General features: G+C 64.3%; 18 protein-coding genes. 7 read left to right on the forward strand and 11 right to left on the reverse strand.

The window, feature by feature from the left end; all coding sequences use genetic code 11:
* Nucleotides 1-53: 53 nt before the first annotated feature.
* From otnK to ltnD, 3 genes are read right to left on the reverse strand one after another with little or no spacing between them, the layout of a single operon-like run.
* Nucleotides 54-1,331 carry a 3-oxo-tetronate kinase gene (gene otnK, locus ACVWZ4_RS00640; RefSeq protein ID WP_456739632.1) on the reverse strand — a complete coding sequence of 426 codons (1,278 nt, stop codon included), beginning with the start codon at nt 1,329-1,331 and terminating at the stop codon, nt 54-56.
* On the reverse strand, nt 1,328-2,110 hold the full coding sequence (otnI, locus tag ACVWZ4_RS00645; protein ID WP_456702494.1) for a 2-oxo-tetronate isomerase: 783 nt from the start codon (nt 2,108-2,110) through the stop codon (nt 1,328-1,330). The genes otnK and otnI overlap by 4 nt, the downstream gene beginning before the upstream one ends.
* A gap of 12 nt (nt 2,111-2,122) precedes the next feature.
* Nucleotides 2,123-3,040 (reverse strand): L-threonate dehydrogenase, encoded by a 918-nt coding sequence (ltnD, locus tag ACVWZ4_RS00650; protein WP_456739633.1) that lies wholly within the window; start codon nt 3,038-3,040, stop codon nt 2,123-2,125.
* A 105-nt stretch (nt 3,041-3,145) separates the two neighbouring features.
* Between ltnD and otnC the strand changes: the two genes are divergently transcribed.
* A complete protein-coding gene (otnC, locus tag ACVWZ4_RS00655; protein WP_456739634.1) occupies nt 3,146-3,832 on the forward strand; it encodes a 3-oxo-tetronate 4-phosphate decarboxylase in 687 nt (228 codons plus the stop codon).
* Nucleotides 3,833-3,891: 59 nt separating this feature from the next.
* Here otnC and ACVWZ4_RS00660 read toward each other — a convergent pair whose 3' ends face one another.
* The 6 genes from ACVWZ4_RS00660 to ACVWZ4_RS00685 form a co-directional block, all read right to left on the reverse strand.
* On the reverse strand, nt 3,892-4,596 hold the full coding sequence (locus tag ACVWZ4_RS00660) for an ABC transporter ATP-binding protein (RefSeq protein ID WP_456739635.1): 705 nt from the start codon (nt 4,594-4,596) through the stop codon (nt 3,892-3,894).
* A complete protein-coding gene (locus ACVWZ4_RS00665; RefSeq protein ID WP_456739636.1) occupies nt 4,580-5,311 on the reverse strand; it encodes an ABC transporter ATP-binding protein in 732 nt (243 codons plus the stop codon). The genes ACVWZ4_RS00660 and ACVWZ4_RS00665 overlap by 17 nt, the downstream gene beginning before the upstream one ends.
* Nucleotides 5,308-6,291: a branched-chain amino acid ABC transporter permease gene (locus ACVWZ4_RS00670; RefSeq protein ID WP_456702490.1), complete on the reverse strand. Its 984-nt coding sequence runs from the start codon at nt 6,289-6,291 to the stop codon at nt 5,308-5,310. Before ACVWZ4_RS00670 ends, ACVWZ4_RS00665 begins: the two co-directional genes overlap by 4 nt.
* Nucleotides 6,291-7,169 (reverse strand): branched-chain amino acid ABC transporter permease, encoded by an 879-nt coding sequence (locus ACVWZ4_RS00675; protein ID WP_456702489.1) that lies wholly within the window; start codon nt 7,167-7,169, stop codon nt 6,291-6,293. The genes ACVWZ4_RS00670 and ACVWZ4_RS00675 overlap by 1 nt, the downstream gene beginning before the upstream one ends.
* Before the next feature lie 184 nt (nt 7,170-7,353).
* Nucleotides 7,354-8,598, reverse strand: coding sequence for an ABC transporter substrate-binding protein (locus tag ACVWZ4_RS00680; protein ID WP_456738092.1), 1,245 nt, complete (start codon nt 8,596-8,598; stop codon nt 7,354-7,356).
* Between the two features lie 89 nt (nt 8,599-8,687).
* Nucleotides 8,688-9,503, reverse strand: coding sequence for a putative hydro-lyase (locus ACVWZ4_RS00685; protein ID WP_456739637.1), 816 nt, complete (start codon nt 9,501-9,503; stop codon nt 8,688-8,690).
* A gap of 119 nt (nt 9,504-9,622) precedes the next feature.
* Here ACVWZ4_RS00685 and ACVWZ4_RS00690 point away from each other — a divergent pair, with 119 nt between their 5' ends.
* The 4 genes from ACVWZ4_RS00690 to ACVWZ4_RS00705 are packed head-to-tail and all read left to right on the forward strand — an operon-like array spanning nt 9,623 to nt 13,925.
* Nucleotides 9,623-10,540 (forward strand): LysR family transcriptional regulator, encoded by a 918-nt coding sequence (locus tag ACVWZ4_RS00690; protein WP_456702486.1) that lies wholly within the window; start codon nt 9,623-9,625, stop codon nt 10,538-10,540.
* A 32-nt stretch (nt 10,541-10,572) separates the two neighbouring features.
* The gene (locus ACVWZ4_RS00695; protein ID WP_456739638.1) at nt 10,573-11,823 is read left to right on the forward strand and encodes an allantoate amidohydrolase; all 1,251 of its coding nucleotides are present in this window, start codon (nt 10,573-10,575) and stop codon (nt 11,821-11,823) included.
* Between the two features lie 12 nt (nt 11,824-11,835).
* Nucleotides 11,836-12,747 carry an NAD(P)-dependent oxidoreductase gene (locus tag ACVWZ4_RS00700; protein ID WP_456739639.1) on the forward strand — a complete coding sequence of 304 codons (912 nt, stop codon included), beginning with the start codon at nt 11,836-11,838 and terminating at the stop codon, nt 12,745-12,747.
* 11 nt (nt 12,748-12,758) lie between these two features.
* Nucleotides 12,759-13,925: a malate/lactate/ureidoglycolate dehydrogenase gene (locus tag ACVWZ4_RS00705; RefSeq protein WP_456789943.1), complete on the forward strand. Its 1,167-nt coding sequence runs from the start codon at nt 12,759-12,761 to the stop codon at nt 13,923-13,925.
* A 106-nt stretch (nt 13,926-14,031) separates the two neighbouring features.
* Here the strand turns inward: ACVWZ4_RS00705 and ACVWZ4_RS00710 are convergent, their stop codons facing one another.
* Nucleotides 14,032-15,105, reverse strand: a complete 1,074-nt coding sequence (locus ACVWZ4_RS00710; RefSeq protein WP_456702482.1) for a tartrate dehydrogenase — start codon at nt 15,103-15,105, stop codon at nt 14,032-14,034.
* Nucleotides 15,106-15,260: 155 nt separating this feature from the next.
* Here ACVWZ4_RS00710 and ACVWZ4_RS00715 point away from each other — a divergent pair, with 155 nt between their 5' ends.
* Together ACVWZ4_RS00715 and ACVWZ4_RS00720 are read left to right on the forward strand one after the other, a co-directional pair.
* The gene (locus tag ACVWZ4_RS00715) at nt 15,261-16,037 is read left to right on the forward strand and encodes an SDR family oxidoreductase (protein ID WP_456739641.1); all 777 of its coding nucleotides are present in this window, start codon (nt 15,261-15,263) and stop codon (nt 16,035-16,037) included.
* Between the two features lie 42 nt (nt 16,038-16,079).
* Nucleotides 16,080-17,498 (forward strand): amidase, encoded by a 1,419-nt coding sequence (locus tag ACVWZ4_RS00720; protein ID WP_456739642.1) that lies wholly within the window; start codon nt 16,080-16,082, stop codon nt 17,496-17,498.
* A gap of 26 nt (nt 17,499-17,524) precedes the next feature.
* On the opposite strand, the gene ACVWZ4_RS00725 is transcribed toward ACVWZ4_RS00720, so the two are convergent.
* Nucleotides 17,525-18,631: an amino acid ABC transporter permease gene (locus ACVWZ4_RS00725; RefSeq protein ID WP_456739643.1), complete on the reverse strand. Its 1,107-nt coding sequence runs from the start codon at nt 18,629-18,631 to the stop codon at nt 17,525-17,527.

An 18,631-nucleotide genomic window follows, 5' to 3' on the forward strand; every position in this document is an offset into this window, starting at 1 on the left:
CTATTGGGGGTATGGAACCCAAGTGATGAACAGGCGCCTGAGAAGGCCCGCCCTCAACGCATGAGCCTAAGCGCATCGGAGAAAAACTCCGGACCGCCGAAATTTCCGGACTTTAACGCAAGCAACATGCTGCCTGCATCGGCGCCGACTGCGCGCAAAACCGGTACGCCCGCCGCGATTTCCACCCCCACGAGAAATCCAGGAATTCTCAACCGGTCGACGACGGCGCCAGATGTCTCCCCGCCGGCGACGACCAAGCGTCGTACGCCCGACCTCACAAGGCCTTCTGCAAGATCCGCCATCGCCTGCTCGATGGCGTGACCGGCTGCGTCGCGGCCGTGGCGCGCCTGGACCGCCGCGACGGCCTGAGGCGTGGCGCTCGATGCAATCAGCACGGGGCCCTGAGCCAAGCGCTCCTTCGCCCAGTCCAGCGCGCGCTGCGCCTCATGCGCGCCCGCAAGAATACGGTCAGGCTCGAGACGGAGCACCGGCATGACGCGTTCGGCGTTGGCGATCTGCTGCAGGGTGGCCTGCGAGCAGCTTCCGGCGAGACATGCCACGGCTCCGCCGGCGGCGGCCCCCTGCTCGCCGGCTGTGGCGGCCGACTTGACCTTGCCGCTGGACACCAGCGCTCGCGCCAGCCCAAGGCCGATGCCGGAGGCGCCGACCGACAGCCGGTGCTCGGCGGCGACAAGGCCGATGGTCTCGAGGTCACGGTCGAACACGGCATCGATGATCGCAGCGCCGATGCCCTTGCCTGACAATTCAGCAAGCCGGGTCCGTACGGCCTCCGCGCCACGCGCGAGGGTCGCGAGTTCGACGAGACCGATCGGCGTCTTGCTCTGGCGCGCCAGCACGCGCACCAGGTTGGAATCGTGCATCGGATTGAGCGGATGGTCTTTCAGCGGGCTCTCGTTCAGCGGCACGGCGCCGACGAAGAGATTACCCTGATAGACGGTTCGGCCCGTCTCGGGAAAAGCTGGCGTCACCAGCACGACGGCCTCGCCGCAATCTGCGCGCAGCGCGTCCATCACCGGCCCGATATTGCCCGCATCGGTGGAATCGAAGGTCGAGCAGATCTTGAACAACACATGGCTCGCTCCGCGACCGCGCAGCCATTTTTCTGCCGCACGCGAGCGCGACACCGCGAGCGCCGGCTCGATCGACCGGCTCTTCAGCGACACCACGACGGCATCGACCTCGGGCAGCTTCAGATCGTCGGCGGGCACGCCGATGGTCTGCACCGTGCGGAGGCCGGCGCGCGTCAGCGTGTTGGCGAGATCGGAGGCGCCGGTATAGTCGTCGGCGATGCAGCCCAACGCAAGGGTCATGGCTTCACTCCCGCATAGGGCCTGAACCAGGCGAGACCATCGGTGGTCTTGCCGCGCGGATTGTATTCGCAGCCGACGAAGCCGGCATAGCCGAGCCGGTCGAGCTCTGCGAACAGGAACGGATAGTTCAGCTCCTCGCCATCAGGCTCGTTGCGCGAGGGAATGCTGGCGACCTGGATGTGGCCGATGATCGGCATCATCTCGCGCAGCCGCATCGTGACGTCGCCATGGATGATCCCGCAGTGATAGATGTCGAACTGCAGCTTCAGGTTCGGCAGCCGCAGCTCCTGGATCAAATCGCGCGCGAAGCCGAAATCGTTGAGAAAGTAACCCGGCACATTGCGCGCGTTGATCGGCTCCAGCACGATGTCGATGCCATGCGGCGCAAAGAACTCCGCGGCCCAGGCCACCGATTTGTAGAAGGCCTCGATCGCAACGCGCTCGTTACGGTTGGCGATGCCCGCCATCAAATGCAGCCGCTTCACGCCGGTGGCTTTGGCATAAGGCAGAGCCGTCTCCAGGCTCGCCTTGAGATCGTTGAAGCGCGCCGGCAACGAAGCGAAGCCTTTCTCGCCGGCGTCCCAGTCGCCTGGCGGCAGATTGAACAATGCCTGGGTCAGGCCGTTGCGCTTGAGCCGCTCGCCGACAGCTTCGACCGGATGCTCATAGGGAAACAGATATTCGACCGCGGTGAAGCCGGCCTGTGCGGCGGCATCGAAGCGATCGAGGAACGGCACCTCGGTGAACATCATCGAGAGATTGGCGGCGAAACGGGGCATTGGAGATCCTCTTTACCTGTCGCCGGGAAGCTTCACACCGGTGACCTGCGCATACATCCGCGCCACCGAGGCGTCGTCGTCGCGCCCCATGCCGGCGGCCGATGTCATCAGGAACATCTGCAGCGCTGCGGCCGAGACGGGAACCGGAAATCTGGCGCTGCGCGCCATGTCCTGGATGATGCCGAGATCCTTCACGAAAATTTCGACCGCACTGCGCGGCGTGTAATCGCCCTCGAGTACGTGCGGCATGCGGTTCTCGAACATCCAGGAATTGCCGGCGGACGCGGTGATCACCTCGTAAACCTTGCGGATATCGAGGCCCTGCTTGGCCGCGAACGCCATCGCTTCACTGGCAGCCGCGATGTGCACGCCGGCCAGCAGCTGGTTGATCATCTTGAACGCAGCGCCCTGGCCCGCGGTATCGCCGAGCTCGTAAAGTTTCGCGGCCATCGCATCGAGCGCCGGACGCGCTTTGGCGAAGGCAGCAGCGCTGCCGGATGCGAGAATTGTCAGCTCACCCTGCGCGGCGCGCTGCGCGCCGCCGGAGATCGGCGCATCCAGGTAATGCCGGCCGGTCGCCTCGAGCTGCTTGGCGAGGCGCCGCGCCACGTCGGGATCCATGGTGGCGGAGGAGATGAAGACGCCATCCTTCGGCAGGGTCTCCGCGATACCATCCCGGCCGAACAGGATTGCTTCGGTCTGGGCGGCATTGACGACGACGCTGACCACGATGTCGGCGCCCTTGGCCGCCTCGGCCGGCGTTGTCGCGCCGGCGCCGCCATCCTTCACGAAACGCGCGACCGCATCGGCCGAAACGTCGCAGCCCGTGACGGCGTGGCCGGCGCGCTTCAGCGAGGTCGCCATGCCGTATCCCATCGAGCCGAGCCCGATGACCGCGATGCGCTGGTTTTGTGACGTGGAGGCAGACATGCAACTAACCCTTGCGAACGTTTCCCGACAAGCCGGCCTTTGCGGCGGCTCGTGACCTCGAATAACACGCCTTGGCCGCGCTGCCAAAGCGTGAGACAAACAGGCATGACGGCCATGAGAACTGAAACGAGCAACGAGACAAGGCTGCGCGAGGACATCTGCCGGTTCGGACGGTCCCTGTTCGAGCGCGGGCTGACCCCGGGCTCTTCAGGCAATATCAGCGTCCGCCTGGATGGCGGCGGCTGGCTGGTGACGCCGACCAACGCCTCGCTCGGATTCCTCGATCCCGCCAAGCTGTCACGACTGGATGAGCAGGGCCGGCTGGTTTCGGGCGATGCGCCGACCAAGGAAGTTCCGCTCCACACCGCGCTCTACGACACGCGCGCAAGCGCGCGGGCGATCGTACATCTGCATTCGACACACTCGGTCGCGCTTTCGATGCTGCCCGAGATCGACCCGCGCGCCGCGCTGCCGCCGATGACGGCCTATTATTTGATGAAGTGCGGCGCCACCGCACTCGTGCCGTATTACCGCCCCGGCGATCCTGCGGTCGCCGATGCCATCAAGGGGCTCGCCGGCAGATATTCATCGGTGCTGCTCGCCAATCACGGTCCGGTCGTCGCCGGTGACACGCTGGAAGCGGCCGTGTTCGCGACCGAGGAGCTCGAGGAGACGGCGAAGCTGTATCTGCTGTTGCGCGGGACGAACCCACGTTATCTGTCGCCGGAGCAGGTGGCGGATCTGGTGAAAGTGTTCGGAGTGGCGCTGCCGGAGCATGGACACGAGCAATAGCCCGGCTCCCTCCTCGTTGCGAGCGCAGCGAAGCCATGACGGAGGCAGCTCGCGTCTAGCTACAGCCCCAGATACGCCTTGCGCACGTCGGGATTGCCCTTGATCTCTGCCGATGGTCCCTGCATCAGCACACGACCGGTTTGCAGGATGTAGGCGCGGTCGGCGATCTCCAGACACTCGGCCATGCGCTGCTCGACGATCAGCACGGTCATGCCGGTGTCCCGGATCAGCTTCACCGCCTGAAAAATCTCATCGACGAGCTTCGGCATGATGCCCTGCGAGGGCTCATCCAGCATCAACAGCCTCGGGCGCGTCATCAGCGCGCGGCCGATCGCGAGCATCTGCTGCTCACCGCCTGAGAGCGTCTCGGCGCGCTGATCGAGACGTTCGGACAGGCGCGGGAACAGCCTGAAAACGAGATCGAGCGGCCCCTCGCGGTTCGCGTCTGCGCGATAGAGATAGCTGCCGAGGCGAAGATTGTCGCGCACCGACAGGCGCGGGAACAGGCGGCGATTCTCCGGCACATAGGCGATGCCGCTGGCGGTGATGTGGTGCTGCGCCATGCCGTTGAGCCGCTTGCCGTCGAAGGTCACAGTGCCCGAGCGCGGACGCTCGGCGCCGGCGATCGATTTGAGCAGCGTCGACTTGCCGGCCCCGTTGGCGCCGGCGACACAAACGATCTCGCCCTTGGTGACCTCGATACTGACCGCGGAGATCGCGACCAGGCCCTGATAGGCCGTCGTGACTTCATGCACCGACAGCATGACGATCTCCCAGATATGCCTTGATCACCTTGGGATCGCGGACGACGTCGGCGGGCTTTCCCTCGACCAGCACCTTGCCGAGGTCGAGCACGATGGCGCGATCGACCAGCGGCATCACGATCTCCATGACATGCTCGACCATCAGAACCGTGATGCCGGCATCGCGCACCTTGCGCACCAGTGCCACGCCGGTCTGCGCCTCGGTCGGCGTCAGGCCGGTGAGGACTTCGTCGAGCAGCAGCAGCTTCGGTTCGGTCGCGAGCGCACGGGCCACTTCGAGGCGACGCTTCTCGGCGGGCACGAGATCGCTCGCAAGCACGTGGGCGCGCGCGGCAAGGCCGGTGAACTCCAGCACCTCATGCGCCTTGCGGCGGGCTTCGCGCATCACGGTGTTGCGCACGAGCGCACCGACGATGACGTTGTCGATCACTGTCATCGTCTCAAAGCTCTTGACCACCTGGAACGTGCGGCCGACGCCACGCTGGCAGCGCTCGGCTGCCGGCAGTCTCGTGACGTCTTCGCCGTCGAACCAGATTGATCCCTGCGTCGGCGGCAACACACCGGCGATGAGATTGAACAGCGTCGATTTTCCGGCGCCGTTGGGGCCGATCAGGCCAACGATCTCGCCGCGGCCGACCGAGATCGAGACGTCGCTGTTGGCAACGAGGCCGCCAAAGCGCTGCCAGACGCCGCGGGTTTCAAGGAGCGCGGTCATCGCGTGGCCCCTTTCGCTTTCGAGCGGGAGAACAGGCTCACGAGCCCCTGCGGCAGAGCCAGCGAGATGGCCACGATCAGCGCGCCATAGACGATGAGATCGACGCCGCGGCCGGAGCCGCCGATGTAGGATCGCGTCAGCTCCGTCATCGGGATCAGGATGGCGGCCCCCAACACCGGCCCCCAGAGGGTGCCGATGCCGCCGAGCACGGCCGGCAGCGCCATCAGCAGCGAGAACTGGAAGCCCATCACGCTTTCAGGGTCGATGTAGGCGAGGAACTGCGCGTAGAAGGCTCCGCCGATGGCCACGAGGAACGCGGACACGGCAGCCGCGCCCATCTTGGAGTTGAAGACGACGACACCCAGGCTCTCAGCCGCTTCCGGATTGTCCTTCACCGCGCGCCACCAAAAGCCCCATTTGGAGTCCTCCAGCCACCAGGTGACGAACCAGGCGAGGCAGCACAGCGCCAGTGCAAAATAGAAATACGGCAGCTTGCTGCGCATGAACTGGAATTTCAGCCAGCTGTCGCCACGCACGGGAATGGTGATGCCCATCGCAGCCCCCGCCCATTCCCAGTTCTGGAACAGCAGCAGCCCGATCTCGGCGATGACGATGGTCGCGATCACGAAGTAATGGCCGCGCAGGCGGAAAAAGGGATAGCCCAGCCCCATCGCGATGACCGCCGCAATGACGCCGCCGGCGAGCATGCCGAACCACGGCAGCACGCCGAACTTCGTGTACAGCAACTCGGTGGCGTAGGCGCCGATGCCGAAATAGAGCGCGTGCCCCAGCGAGATCTGCCCGCAATAGCCGGACAGGATATTCCAGCTCTGCGACAACGCCGCATACATCAGGGTCAGGATCAGGATGTTCTGGATGTACACGTCCTTGACGAATAACGGCGCGAGCGCTGCGAGCCCGGCCAGGACCGCGGCGATGAGGAGGTCGCGGCGGCGCCGCGCGGCAAAATGCTTGTCCATCACATCTGTCCGAACAGGCCGCGCGGCCGGATGAATACGACGAGAAGGTACACGGCATAGATGCCGACCGATTTCAGCGAAGGCGGCAGCACCAGCGCCGTGGTCGCTTCGACGAGACCCACGACGATGCCCCCGGCAAAAGCACCGAACACGCTGCCGAATCCGCCCAACGCCACCGTGACATAGGCGATCAGCGCAAAGGACGCGCCGACATCGGGGTAGATATAGAAGAAGCTTGCCATGATCGCTCCGGCAAGGCCGACCAGCGCGGCACCGAGCCCCCAGCCGAGCGCGAACACGCGATTCTTGTCGATGCCGACGAGCGCCACCGCGCCGGGATCTTCACGCGTGGCCTCAAGGGCGCGACCGAAATCGGTGCGATTGATGAAGAAGTAGAGCCCGGCAAAGGCCAAAATCGAGACCAGCGCGCCCATCAGCTGCGGCTCGGGCAGGAAGATGCCGGCGACCGAGATCGTCTTACCGCCGAGCCACGACTGCGGAATGCTGCGGTAATCCGGCGTGAAGAAGAACTGCGCCAGCCCGCGCATCACGATCGCAAGGCCGAAGGTGGAGAAGATCTGCACCATGCCGGCATTGGCCTTGGCCCGCATCGCGAAGCGCACGACCAGCAGATAGACCACGGCGCCGAGCACGAAGAGCGCAGCCGCAACCAGCGGCGCCGACAGCAAGGGATCAATGGCGAAGAACGTGAACAGGAAGAAAGACACGTACATCGCGATCATCAGGAACTCGCCATGGGCGAAGTTGACGACGTCCATCAGGCCGAAGATCAACGCGAGACCGACCGCGATCAGTCCGTAGAGCAGGCCCATCAGCAGGCCGCTTGCGAGACTCTGGATAATGGCTTGGGCTGTCAAATGTCCGTCCCCCGAGATGCGCTCAGAATGAGTGCCGAAGCTACCTCCGCCGTCATTGCGCGGATGCGACGAAGCAATCCAGAGTGTCCGCGCGGATATATTTCTGGATTGCTTCGCTTCGCTCGCAATGACGGCGCAATGAGGCAGCTCGACTGGCCGCCAAGGTGCGCGGTCACTGTTCCGCTTACCTCATCGGCCAGATCGCCTCCGCGATCGCGGCCTGCGGCGGGAAGATGGTGACGAACTTGCCGCCGACATATTGCAGCAGTACCGGGTCGGCGTCGTTGTTCTGGCCCATCTCGTCGAACTTCACGCGCTTCCACGGCATGATGGTCTGCTCGCCCGGAATGTCGGTCGCAGCCAGTGCATCGCGGATCTTCTCGCCGTCGGTCGACTTGGCGCGGTTGATCGCATCAGCGAGGATGATCAGGCCCATGAACTGACGCGAGGTGAGGTCGTTCAAATCCTTCCCCGACTTCGCCTTGAACATGTCGTTGACCTTGCCGACCATCGGGCGCTTCTGGGCGAGGTCGAGCGAGAACGTGCCGCGCGAGATCACGCCTTCGAGCTTGTCGCCGACGGCGTCATAGAGCGCCTTCTCGGAGAAGCCGGCATCCTGCGCCACGATCGCGTTTGGCTTATAGCCGAGTTCGGCCATGGTCTTGACCAGAAGAATGCCGTCGGTGGTGTAGCTCGAGGGCATCAACACGTCGGCGTTGGCGGTCTTGAGCTGCTGCACCTCGGCCGATAGCGACGGCGAGTTGGCGCGGTACTTGATGTCGGAGACGATCTTGTAGCCGCGCTCGCCGGCGATCTTGGCTTGGGCGTTGCCGGAGTCGGTTCCGAAGATGGTGTCCTCGTGGAACAGCGACAGCGTCTCGATCTTGGTCCCCTTCTTCTTCATGGCGTCGAAGAAGTCGAACATCGCGGCCGAGTACATCTCGTCATGCGGCGCGGCGCGGAAGTAATATTTGAGACCGCGGCGATGCAGGCTGGGTGAGGAATTATCGGCCGAGACGAACGGGATCTGGTAGCGCTCGCAGATCTGGCTGACGGTGACCGCGACGGCGCTCTGATAGGTACCGATGATGGCGCAGACCTTCTCCTGCGTGATCAGGCGCTCGGCTTCCGCACGGCCCTTCTGCGGATCGGCCTGGTGATCGGCGAACACGAGACGAACCTTGGCGCCGCCGAGGCCCGGCAGGCCCTCGCCCTTCGCCAGCGGCAGATCGAAATCACTGTCCTTGTTGATGACCTCGAGCGCGGTTTCGTAGGCCTTCTGGGCATCGACGCCCTGCTGCGCGCTGCCGCCGGAGAAAGGATAGATCACGCCGATCACGACTTCAGAGGTCTGGGCTCTTGCGGCAATCGGCACCAGCGCAGCAGTGGCGGTGGCACCGAGCAGAACGTCGCGGCGAGAGATCGTCATGGCAGAGTCCCCTGTTACGTATTTTGCGCGTATCGAATGAAGCGATTGATCGAGAGCGTAAAGCCCGAAGAAGCAGCAAACACTGCCTGCTAAATCACGGCCATGTTCCTGTTCTTCAGATCCGTCACCAGCATGAGGCCGGGCGAATGCGTGATTGCGAATGGTACCTTGGCGGCGTTGATCACTGATTGCGGCGTCACGCCGCAGGCCCAGAATACCGGGATCTCGTCATCGCCGACAGCCACGGGATCACCATAGTCGGGCTTGGCGATGTCCTTGATGCCGATCAGATGCGGGTGGCCGAGATGCACGGGCGCGCCGTGAACGGCGGGATAGCGCGAGGTGATCTGCACCGCGCGGATCGCATCGGCCGGCTTGAACGGACGCATCGAGACGACCATGGGGCCGGCAAATGGTCCTGAAGCGCTGCAGGCAATGTTGGTGCGGTACATCGGCACACGCACGTTCTGCTCGATGTGACGGATCGGCATGCCCTCGTCCAGCAACGCCTCCTCGAATGAGAACGAGCAGCCGAGCACGAAGGTGACGAGGTCGTCGCGCCAGTGCTTCCTCACGTCGGCCGGCTCATCGACGACTTCGCCGTCGCGCCAGACGCGGTAGCGTGGCACATCGGTGCGAATGTCGAGATCGGCCCCGAGCGCAGGGATGTGCGGGCTCCCGACATCGGACATGCCGATGATCGGGCACGGCTTCGGATTGAGCTGGCAGAAGCGGTGGAAGGCGCTGGCGTAGTCCGCCGGCAGGATCGCCAGATTGCCCTGGACGAAGCCCGGAGCCACCCCCGCGGTGGAACCAACCTCGCCACCGCGATAGGCGAGCCGCGCCCGGCGGCTCGGGAGTGTGTCGGCCGTTTCACTTTGCTGCGCTGCCACAAAAACAGTCATGCGATCGACCTGCCTATGAACTCGACAAGCCTAGCCAACATCAAGCATACTATAAAGTCTAATCGTCCTTTTTAATCGATATCGATAAAGTTGTTTTATCGATCGGGAAAATCCTTCCAATGCTGGACTTCAGATCGATCGAAACATTCCTTTGGGTCGTGAAGCTCGGCAGCTTCCGTGGCGCCGCCGCGCGGCTCAATACGACCCAACCGGCGATCTCCCAGCGCATCGCCCAGCTCGAGCGCGAGATGGGTGTGAAGCTCCTGAACCGCGATCATCGCGTGGCCTCTCCCACTCCGAGCGGCCGGCAGATGATGGTCTATGCCGAGAAGCTGATCGGCCTGCGCGCTCAGATGATGGCCGAGATCGGCGATCGCTCGGCGATGCGCGGCGTCATGCGCCTCGGCGTCGCCGAGACCATCGTGCACACCTGGCTGCCGCAGCTGGTGAAGGGCATGAACGAGGTCTATCCGAACCTGTCGCTGGAGATCGAGGTCGACATCACACCGAACCTCACCGCGCGCCTGCTCGCGCAGGAGATCGAGTTGGCCTTCGTGGTCGGACCGCTGTCGGCCTCGGGCGTGCACAACCGCCTGCTCGCCGATTATCCGATCGGCTTTCTCGCCAGCCCGTCTCTCGGGCTCGGCCACGGTCCTGTAACGCCGGCGGATCTCGCGCGGTTTCCGATCATCACCTTTCCGCGCAAGACCAGGCCTTACGAGGTCGTGCGCGAGGTATTCGACCGGCCGGACTTGCCGCCGATCCGGCTGCACGCTTCCGCATCCCTTGCGACCGTGATCCACATGGCGGTGGAAGGACTCGGCATCGCCGTGATCCCCGACGCCATCGTCGAGAAAGAACTCGCCGACGGACGGCTGCAATTGCTCGACACCGATCTGGAAATTGCGCCACTGACATTCACCGCAAGCTGGCTGGCCTCGCCTGATGTCGTGGCGGTGGAGCGCGTCGCCGAGCTTGCCTGTCAGATTGCGCAGAGCAGCCTCGCGGTTGACGCGCCCGCGCTGGCGCGTCATTGAAAAAGGCGCCGGACAAGAGAGAGAACGACCGCATGAGCCGAGCCGCGAGCAACCTGCAAATCGATTCCGCCCGCCTCTGGGGATCCATCCACGAGACCGCGCAATTCGGCGCGACGGCCAAAGGCGGCGTGCGGCGGCTGACGCTGAGCAGCGAAGACAAGCAGGTTCGCGACTGGTTCCGCAAGGCCTGCGAGGACGCCGGCCTCGAAGTGCACACCGACGCGCTCGGCTCGCAATTCGCCCTGCGCAAGGGCCGGGACATGTCGAAGCTGCCCGTCGGCATCGGCTCGCATCTCGACACCCAGCCGACCGGCGGCAAGTATGATGGCATTCTGGGAACGCTCGGCGCGCTCGAAGTGATCCGCACACTCAACGACGCCGGCATCGAGACCGAAGCGCCGATCTGCATCGTCAACTGGACCAACGAGGAAGGCTCGCGCTTCGCGCCGGCGATGATGGCCTCCGCCGCTTACGTCGGCGATTTCACCACCGACGACATCCTCTCGCGCAAGGACATCGAGGGCACCTCCGTCGGCCAGGCGCTGGACAGCATCGGCTATCGCGGCGACAAGCCGGTCGGCTTCCAGAAGCTCGGCTGTTTTGTCGAACTCCACATTGAGCAAGGCCCGATCCTGGAGGCCGAGGGCAAGACCATCGGCGTTGTCGATTCCGGTCAGGGCGTGCTGTGGTACGACGGAAAGATTTCCGGCTTCGAAAGCCATGCGGGCTCGACCCCGATGCCGCTGCGGCGCGATGCGCTGGCGACGCTGTCCGAGATCGTCCTGGCGATGGAAGCCATCGCCAGGACGCACGGGCCGAACGCGGTCGGCACCATCGGCGAGGCCGTGATCGCAAATCCCTCGCGCAATGTCATTCCCGGCGAGATCGCCTTCACGATGGATTGCCGCAGCGCGGACGGCGCGATCATGGATGCACTCGATCGCGACCTGCGCGCGGCCATCGCCGAGATCGCCGCACGCCGCAAGGTCGACGTCAACATCGATCTCGTGTGGCGCAAGCCGCCGACGCATTTCGATCCCAAGCTGATCGCAGCCGTCGAGAACGCCGCGAAGACGCTCGGCTACTCCTCCCGTCGCATCACCTCCGGGGCCGGCCACGACGCCTGCAATCTCAACACCATCATGCCGGCCGCCATGGTGTTCGTGCCCTGCAAGGACGGCATCAGCCATAACGAGCTGGAGGATGCGACGCACGGCGACTGCGCCGCGGGAACCAACGTGCTGATGCACACCGTGCTGGCGATCGCCGGCGTCGTATCCTGATTGGAGACAGACATGCGCGGAGTTTTCGTCGACGCCAACGAAGCGCTCGCCGCGATCATGGAAAGGCTGGAGAAGCCAGGCGATCCCAAGGTGCGGATCCACAGGGACCCTGACATCAAGCCCGAGCAATATCCTGAGATTCTCGACGGTGCGGAGATCGCGATCGTCGACCACACCGCGCTGCCGACCGAAGTCGCCAGGAAGTGCACGGGCCTCAAGCACGTGGTGTTCCTCGGCACCGGCGCGCGCAGCTACATGAATCCGGAGGAGCTCGCAGAGCTCGGCATTTCCGTGCATCTGATCAAGGGCTATGGCGACACGGCGGTGGCCGAATCCGCGATTGCGCTGATGTGGGCCTCGGCCCGCGTCATCGCCATGATGGACCGCGAGATGCGCACCGGGAACTGGCTGCGCGAGGACGGCATGCAGCTCACCGGCAAGACGCTCGGCCTGATCGGCTTCGGCGGCATCGCCGCCGAGGTCGCGCGCATCGCATCCGGCAGCGGCATGAAGGTGATCGCCTGGAACCGCTCGCCGAAGAGCCATCCGGGCGTCGAATTCACTGATCTCGACACATTGCTGGCGAAGAGCGACGTGGTTTCGTTGCATCTGCTGCTCAACGACGAGACGCGCGGCATGATCACCCGCGAAACAATCGCGAAAATGAAGCCGGGCGTCGTTTTCATCAACACTGCACGCGGCGCCATCGTCGACGAGCAGGCCATGATCGACGCGCTGAAATCAGGCCACATCCGCCATGCCGGCCTTGACGTCTTCAACATCGAGCCGCTGCCGGCAGACCATCCGCTGACCAGGATTCCGAACGTGACGCTGTCGGCGCATTCCGCCTTCCGCACGCCGGAAGCCAGCGAAAACCTGATTGAGGCGGCATGGGTTCATTGTCGCCGGATCGTGAAAGGATAAGAGCAACAACAATGGCCGACTATCGCACCATCAAGGCAGAGCCGCTCACCGACGTTGTCCGCGCCATCGTCAAAGCGGGCGGTTCGACGGACCGCGAGGCCGAGCTCGTGTCTACCAATCTCGTCGAGGCCAATCTCAAAGGACATGACTCCCATGGCGTCGGCATGATCCCGCGCTATGTCCAGAGCGTCGTCAATGGCGGCCTCGCGGTGAACCAGCACGTCAGGATCGTGCTCGACACCGGCCCGCTTCTCACCCTCGATGGCCTCACCGGCTATGGCCAGGTGATCGGCCACGAAGCGATGGTGTTGGCGGCCGAGCGCGCCAAGCGCAACGGCGTGTGCCTCGTCGGCCTTTCGAACGCGCACCATATCGGCCGCATCGGCCATTGGGCCGAACAATGCATCGACCAGGGCCTCGTCTCGATCCACTTCGTCAACGTGATCTCGCGCCCGATCGTGGCGCCCTGGGGCGGCAGCGATGCGCGCCACGGCACCAACCCGTTCTGCGTCGGCATCCCGCGCCGGGGCAAGGAGCCGATCGTGCTCGACTTCGCCACCAGCAGGATCGCGCAGGGCAAGACCCGAGTCGCCCACAACAAGGGCGTCGAGCTCGAGCCCGGCACCATCATCGACAATGAAGGCAAGCCCACCGTCAATCCACGCTACACCGTCATTCCGCCGCACGGTGCCATCCTGCCGTTCGGCGAGCACAAGGGTTCCGGGCTTGCGCTGGTGTGCGAAATCCTCGGCGGAGCACTCTCCGGCGGACAGGTGGTCAAGGGGCCGTCCGACGGCAAGTACAACGTCCTCAACGGCATGCTCTCGATCGTCATCGATCCGGACAAGCTCGGCACGGGCGAGAACCTCGCGCGCGAAGTCGAGAGTTTTGTTGCCTGGCACACCGGCTCGCCGCCCGGCCCCGGCGTCGACAAGGTGAAGATCGCCGGCGAAACCCGAGCGCGAGACCAAGACGAAGCGCCTTGCCGAAGGCATTCCGGTCGACCCGACGACCTGGCAGGAAATTCTGGAAGCTGGAAAGAAGTTCGGGCTGGACCAGGCGACGATCGAAGAGATCGCGGGGTGAACGGAAAGCCAGCGGCGCTCCTCTTCCCTTCTCCCCGTGAGGGAGAAGGTGGCGCGAAGCGCCGGATGAGGGGTTCTCTCGACAACGAATAGCTTCTCGATCGAGAGGTCTGTCTGCGCCGAGAGAGACCCCTCACCCGTCTCGCCGCTATCGCGGCGCGCCACCCTTTCCCACAAGGGGAGAGGGTGAAAGATGCACTTAATCCACCATATCCGCCACCGCCCTGCCGCAAGCCGTGGTGTCGGCGTTGCCGCCGAGATCCCTGGTGCGCAGCGTGCGCTCAGCGAGCGTGCGCTCGATCGCTTCGACGATCGACCTGCCGGCTTCCTTCTCGCCGAGATGATCGAGCATCATCGCGCCCGACCAGATCGCGCCGATCGGGTTGGCGATGCCCTGCCCTGCAATGTCCGGGGCAGAGCCGTGCACCGGCTCGAACACCGACGGGAAATTCCCTTCGGGATTGATATTGCCCGACGGCGCAATGCCGATCGTACCGGTGCAGGCCGGGCCGAGGTCGGAGAGGATGTCACCGAACAGATTGGAGCCGACGACGACATCGAACCAGTCGGGATGCAACACGAAGTTCGCGGTGAGAATATCGATGTGGTACTTGTCCCACTTCACGCCCGGAAACGTCTTCGCCATCGCCTCCACGCGCTCGTCCCAATAGGGCATGGTGATGGAGATGCCGTTCGACTTCGTCGCCGAGGTCAGATGCTTCTTCGGCCGCGACTGGGCGAGCTCGAACGCGAATTTCAGGATGCGGTCGACACCGGTGCGGGTCATCACCGTCTGCTGCGTGACGAATTCGCGGTCGGTGTCGGGGAACATGCGGCCGCCGACCGAGGAATATTCACCTTCGGTGTTCTCGCGCACCACCCAGAAATCGATGTCGCCGGGCTTGCGGTTCGCCAGCGGCGACGGCACGCCGGGCATCAGGCGCACCGGGCGCAAATTCACATACTGGTCGAACTCGCGGCGGAACTTGATCAGCGAGCCCCACAGCGAGACGTGGTCCGGAATTTTCGCGGGCCAGCCGACCGCGCCGAAATAGATCGCATCGTGCTTGCCGATTCTCTCCTTCCAATCGTCCGGCATCATCTGGCCGTGCTTCTCGTAATAGTCCCAGGACGAGAAGTCGAAATGATCGAAATGCAGGGACACCCCGTGCTTCTTCGCCGCCGCCTCCAAAACGCGCATGCCTTCCGGCACCACTTCCTTGCCGATGCCGTCACCGGGAATGACCGCGATCCGGTACTGTTTCTTGCTCATCGAGAACGTCCTTGGTTGGTCCGGCAGCCGCCGCCGTTTGATTGCACTGCAATGGACCAAAGTCGGCAGCAGTGCAACGCTGCACTGCAATGTTGACCATGGCGTAACCGAGCGCCTACTGATTTCATTCTGGTCCCATCCTGCGAGTAGCCCTCATGGATCTGCATCTGCGTGGCAAGCGCGTCCTGATCACAGGCGCGTCCAAGGGCATTGGCGCCGCCGCCGCCGAGGCGTTTGCCGAGGAAGGCGCAAACCTCCTGCTCGCCGCCCGCAGCGGCGACCAGCTCGAGGCGCTGGCCGACCGTCTGCGCTCGGCGCACCAGATCGACGCGACGACCACCGTCGTTGATTTGCGCGAGGTCGATGACCTCGCGCGGCTCGCCAGGGAAGCCTCCGACATCGACGTGCTCGTCAACAATGCCGGCGACATCCCCGGCGGCTCGATCGACAAGATCGACGAGACGACCTGGCGGCACGCGTGGGAATTGAAAGTGTTCGGCTACATCAACCTCACGCGGCAGATTTACGCGCAGATGAAAGCGAAGGGCGGCGGCGTCATCGTCAACGACATTGGTGCCGCCGGCGAAAAGTTCGACGCGAATTACATCTGCGGCAGCACCGGCAACGCCGCGTTGATGGCTTTCACCCGCGCGCTCGGCGGCAAGAGCCTCACCGACAACATCCGCGTGGTCGGCATCAACCCCGGTCCCGTCGGCACCGACCGTCACGTCACGCTGCTGAAGACGCGGGCCAAGCACCAGTTCGGCGACGAGAACCGCTACAAGGAATTCCAGAAAGGCCTGCCGCTCGGCCGCCCCGCGCATGCGCGCGAGATCGGCGACCTCATGGCCTTCCTCGCGTCGGATCGTGCTGGTTACACGTCGGGCGTGATCTACACGGTGGACGGCGGCATCAGTGCCGGCTGGAGTTAGATTGTGTTGCTGCGAACCAAGCGCCGCTTAGGAGTAAAATAGTTGTCTCAGGACCTGATCCGCGAAACCGCCTGCACGGTCGTCGACATCTTGCGCTCCGGCGACGTCTCACCACTCGAGCTATTGGATGTGGTGGAGAAGCGTGTCACGGAGGTCGATGGCAAGGTCAACGCACTGCCGACGCTGTGCTTCGATCGCGCGCGCGACAGCGCCAAGGCGCTGATGCGGAAGCCGGCAGGTGCCCGGGGGTTGCTCGCCGGCCTGCCGGTGCCGATCAAGGACCTGACCGATGTCGCCGGCGTGCTGAATACGCAGGGCTCGCCGATCTTCAAAGACAACGTTTCCGCGACATCCGACCTCATGGTCGAGAACCTCGAAGCCAATGGCGCGGTCGTCTACGCCAAATCCAACACGCCGGAATTCGGCGCCGGCGCCAACACCTTCAACGAAGTGTTCGGCGCGACGCTCAATCCCTGGGATATTTCGAAGTCGGCGGCCGGCTCCTCCGGTGGCGCGGCGGTGGCGCTTGCGACCGGCATGGCCTGGCTTGCACAGGGCTCCGACATGGGCGGCTCCCTGCGCAGTCCCGCCGCCTTCTGCGGAATCGTCGGCATGCGGCCGAGCATCGGCCGGGTCGCCCATACGCCCAAATCGGGCATCGACCGCAATCTCGGCGTCGTCGGCCCGATGGCACGCAACGTCGAGGACCTTGCGCTGCTGCTCGATGCCATGAGCGGCGACTATGCGGACGATCCGCTGTCGCTGCCGGCGCCGACCACCTCGTTCCTGTCCGCGGCGCAGTCGGGCAGGAAGCCGAAGCGCATCGCCTATTCACCCGATCTCGGCATCACCCCCGTCGATCCTGAGGTCAAAGCGATCACCCGCAAGGCGGCCGAACGTTTCGCAGAGGCCGGCGCGATCGTCGAGGAGGCACATCCGGACTGGCGCGAGGCGCATGAATGCTTCCACGTGCTGCGGGCCTTCGATTTCGCGATCACCAAGGCCAATCTGCTGCGCACCAAGCGCGACCTGCTCAAGCCCGAGGTGATCTGGAATATCGAGGAAGGCCTCAAGCTCACGGTCGAGCAGCTCGCACGCGCCGAAGCCCAGCGCGTCGGCATGACCGCGCGCGCGATCGAGTTCTTCAAGACGTATGATCTGCTGTTGACGCCAACGACGATCGTGCCGCCGTTCCCGATCGAGAACCGCTATGTCGCGGAATGTGCCGGCAAGAGGTTCGAGAACTACGTCGAATGGCTCGGAATCGTCTACGCCATCACGCTGGCCTGTTGCCCGTCGCTTTCGCTGCCCTGCGGCTTCACGGCTTCCGGCCTGCCGGTCGGCGTGCAGGTCGTCGGCGCGCCACGCGCGGACGCGCAGGTGATCGCCGGCGCGAAAGTGCTGGAGGACATTTTGGGTCTGCGCGGCACGACGCCGATCGATCCGCGGGTGAAGACGTAACTGCTCTCGGGTCCGGACGCGCGCGCTCACCTCGCGAGCGTCGCCTCCAGGCTCCGGCTGTAGCGCGACATCGCGAAGCAGAAGACGAAATAGATGGCGGCCACGAAGATATAGACTTCGACCGAAAACTGCTGCCAGGCCGGATCGATGATCGCGGTCTTGGCTGTCGTCAGAAGGTCGAAGATGCCGATGATCAACACGAGGCTGGTGTCCTTGAAGAAGGCAATGAAGGTGTTGACCAGCGGTGGGATGACGTGGCGGATCGCCTGCGGGAGCACGACCAGCCGGTGCTTGCGCCAATAAGACAGCCCCAGCGCATCGGCGGCCTCATATTGCCCACGCGGCACGGCCTGGAGTCCGCCGCGGATCACTTCCGCCAGATAAGCGCCGGCGAACAGGATGATCGCGATCTGCGCGCGCAGCAGCTTGTCGATGTTGAATCCGGCCGGCATGAACAACGGGAACATCACGCTCGCCATGAACAGCAGGCTGACCAGGGGCACGCCGCGGATCAGCTCGACATACAGCACCGAGAGCGAGCGGATCGCCGGCAGCTTTGAGCGCCGGCCGAGTGCAACCAGGATGCCGAGGGGGAAACCAAATGCCAGCCCTGATGTCGCCAGGATCAGCGTCACGGGCAAGCCACCCCAGCGGTCCTGCGAGACAAAGGAGAGCCCGAACACGCCGCCCCACATCAGCACGCTGATCAGAGCGAGCGCACCGACCCAGACGTAACCGAGCTCGCGCCGCCATAGCGCGCGGCGGGTTGAGAGAAAGTACAACGCGATGAACAGCAGCACCGACAGCCCAGGCCGCCATTGCTCGTCGAACGGATAGGTCCCGAACAGGATGAAGCGGTATTTCTCCGGGATGATGGCCCAGCAGGCGCCGAGACCGCGCACGGCCTTGCAGGCGCTGGAATCATTGGCGGGCGTGAGCCAGACCGCGTTGGCAATGCCCCACTGCACGAAGCTGATCACGCCTTTGGCCAGCACCGCCAGCAGAACGACCGTGAGGATGCCGTTCGGAATCGACGAGAACAGATTGGCGCGCAACCAGCGCAGCACCGGATTGCCGATCTGCGGGCGTCGGGCGGCACGCGGCACGTCGGGGATGTCAGCGATCGCGCTCAT

It is taken from the genome of Bradyrhizobium sp. USDA 4472 (assembly GCF_054058595.1).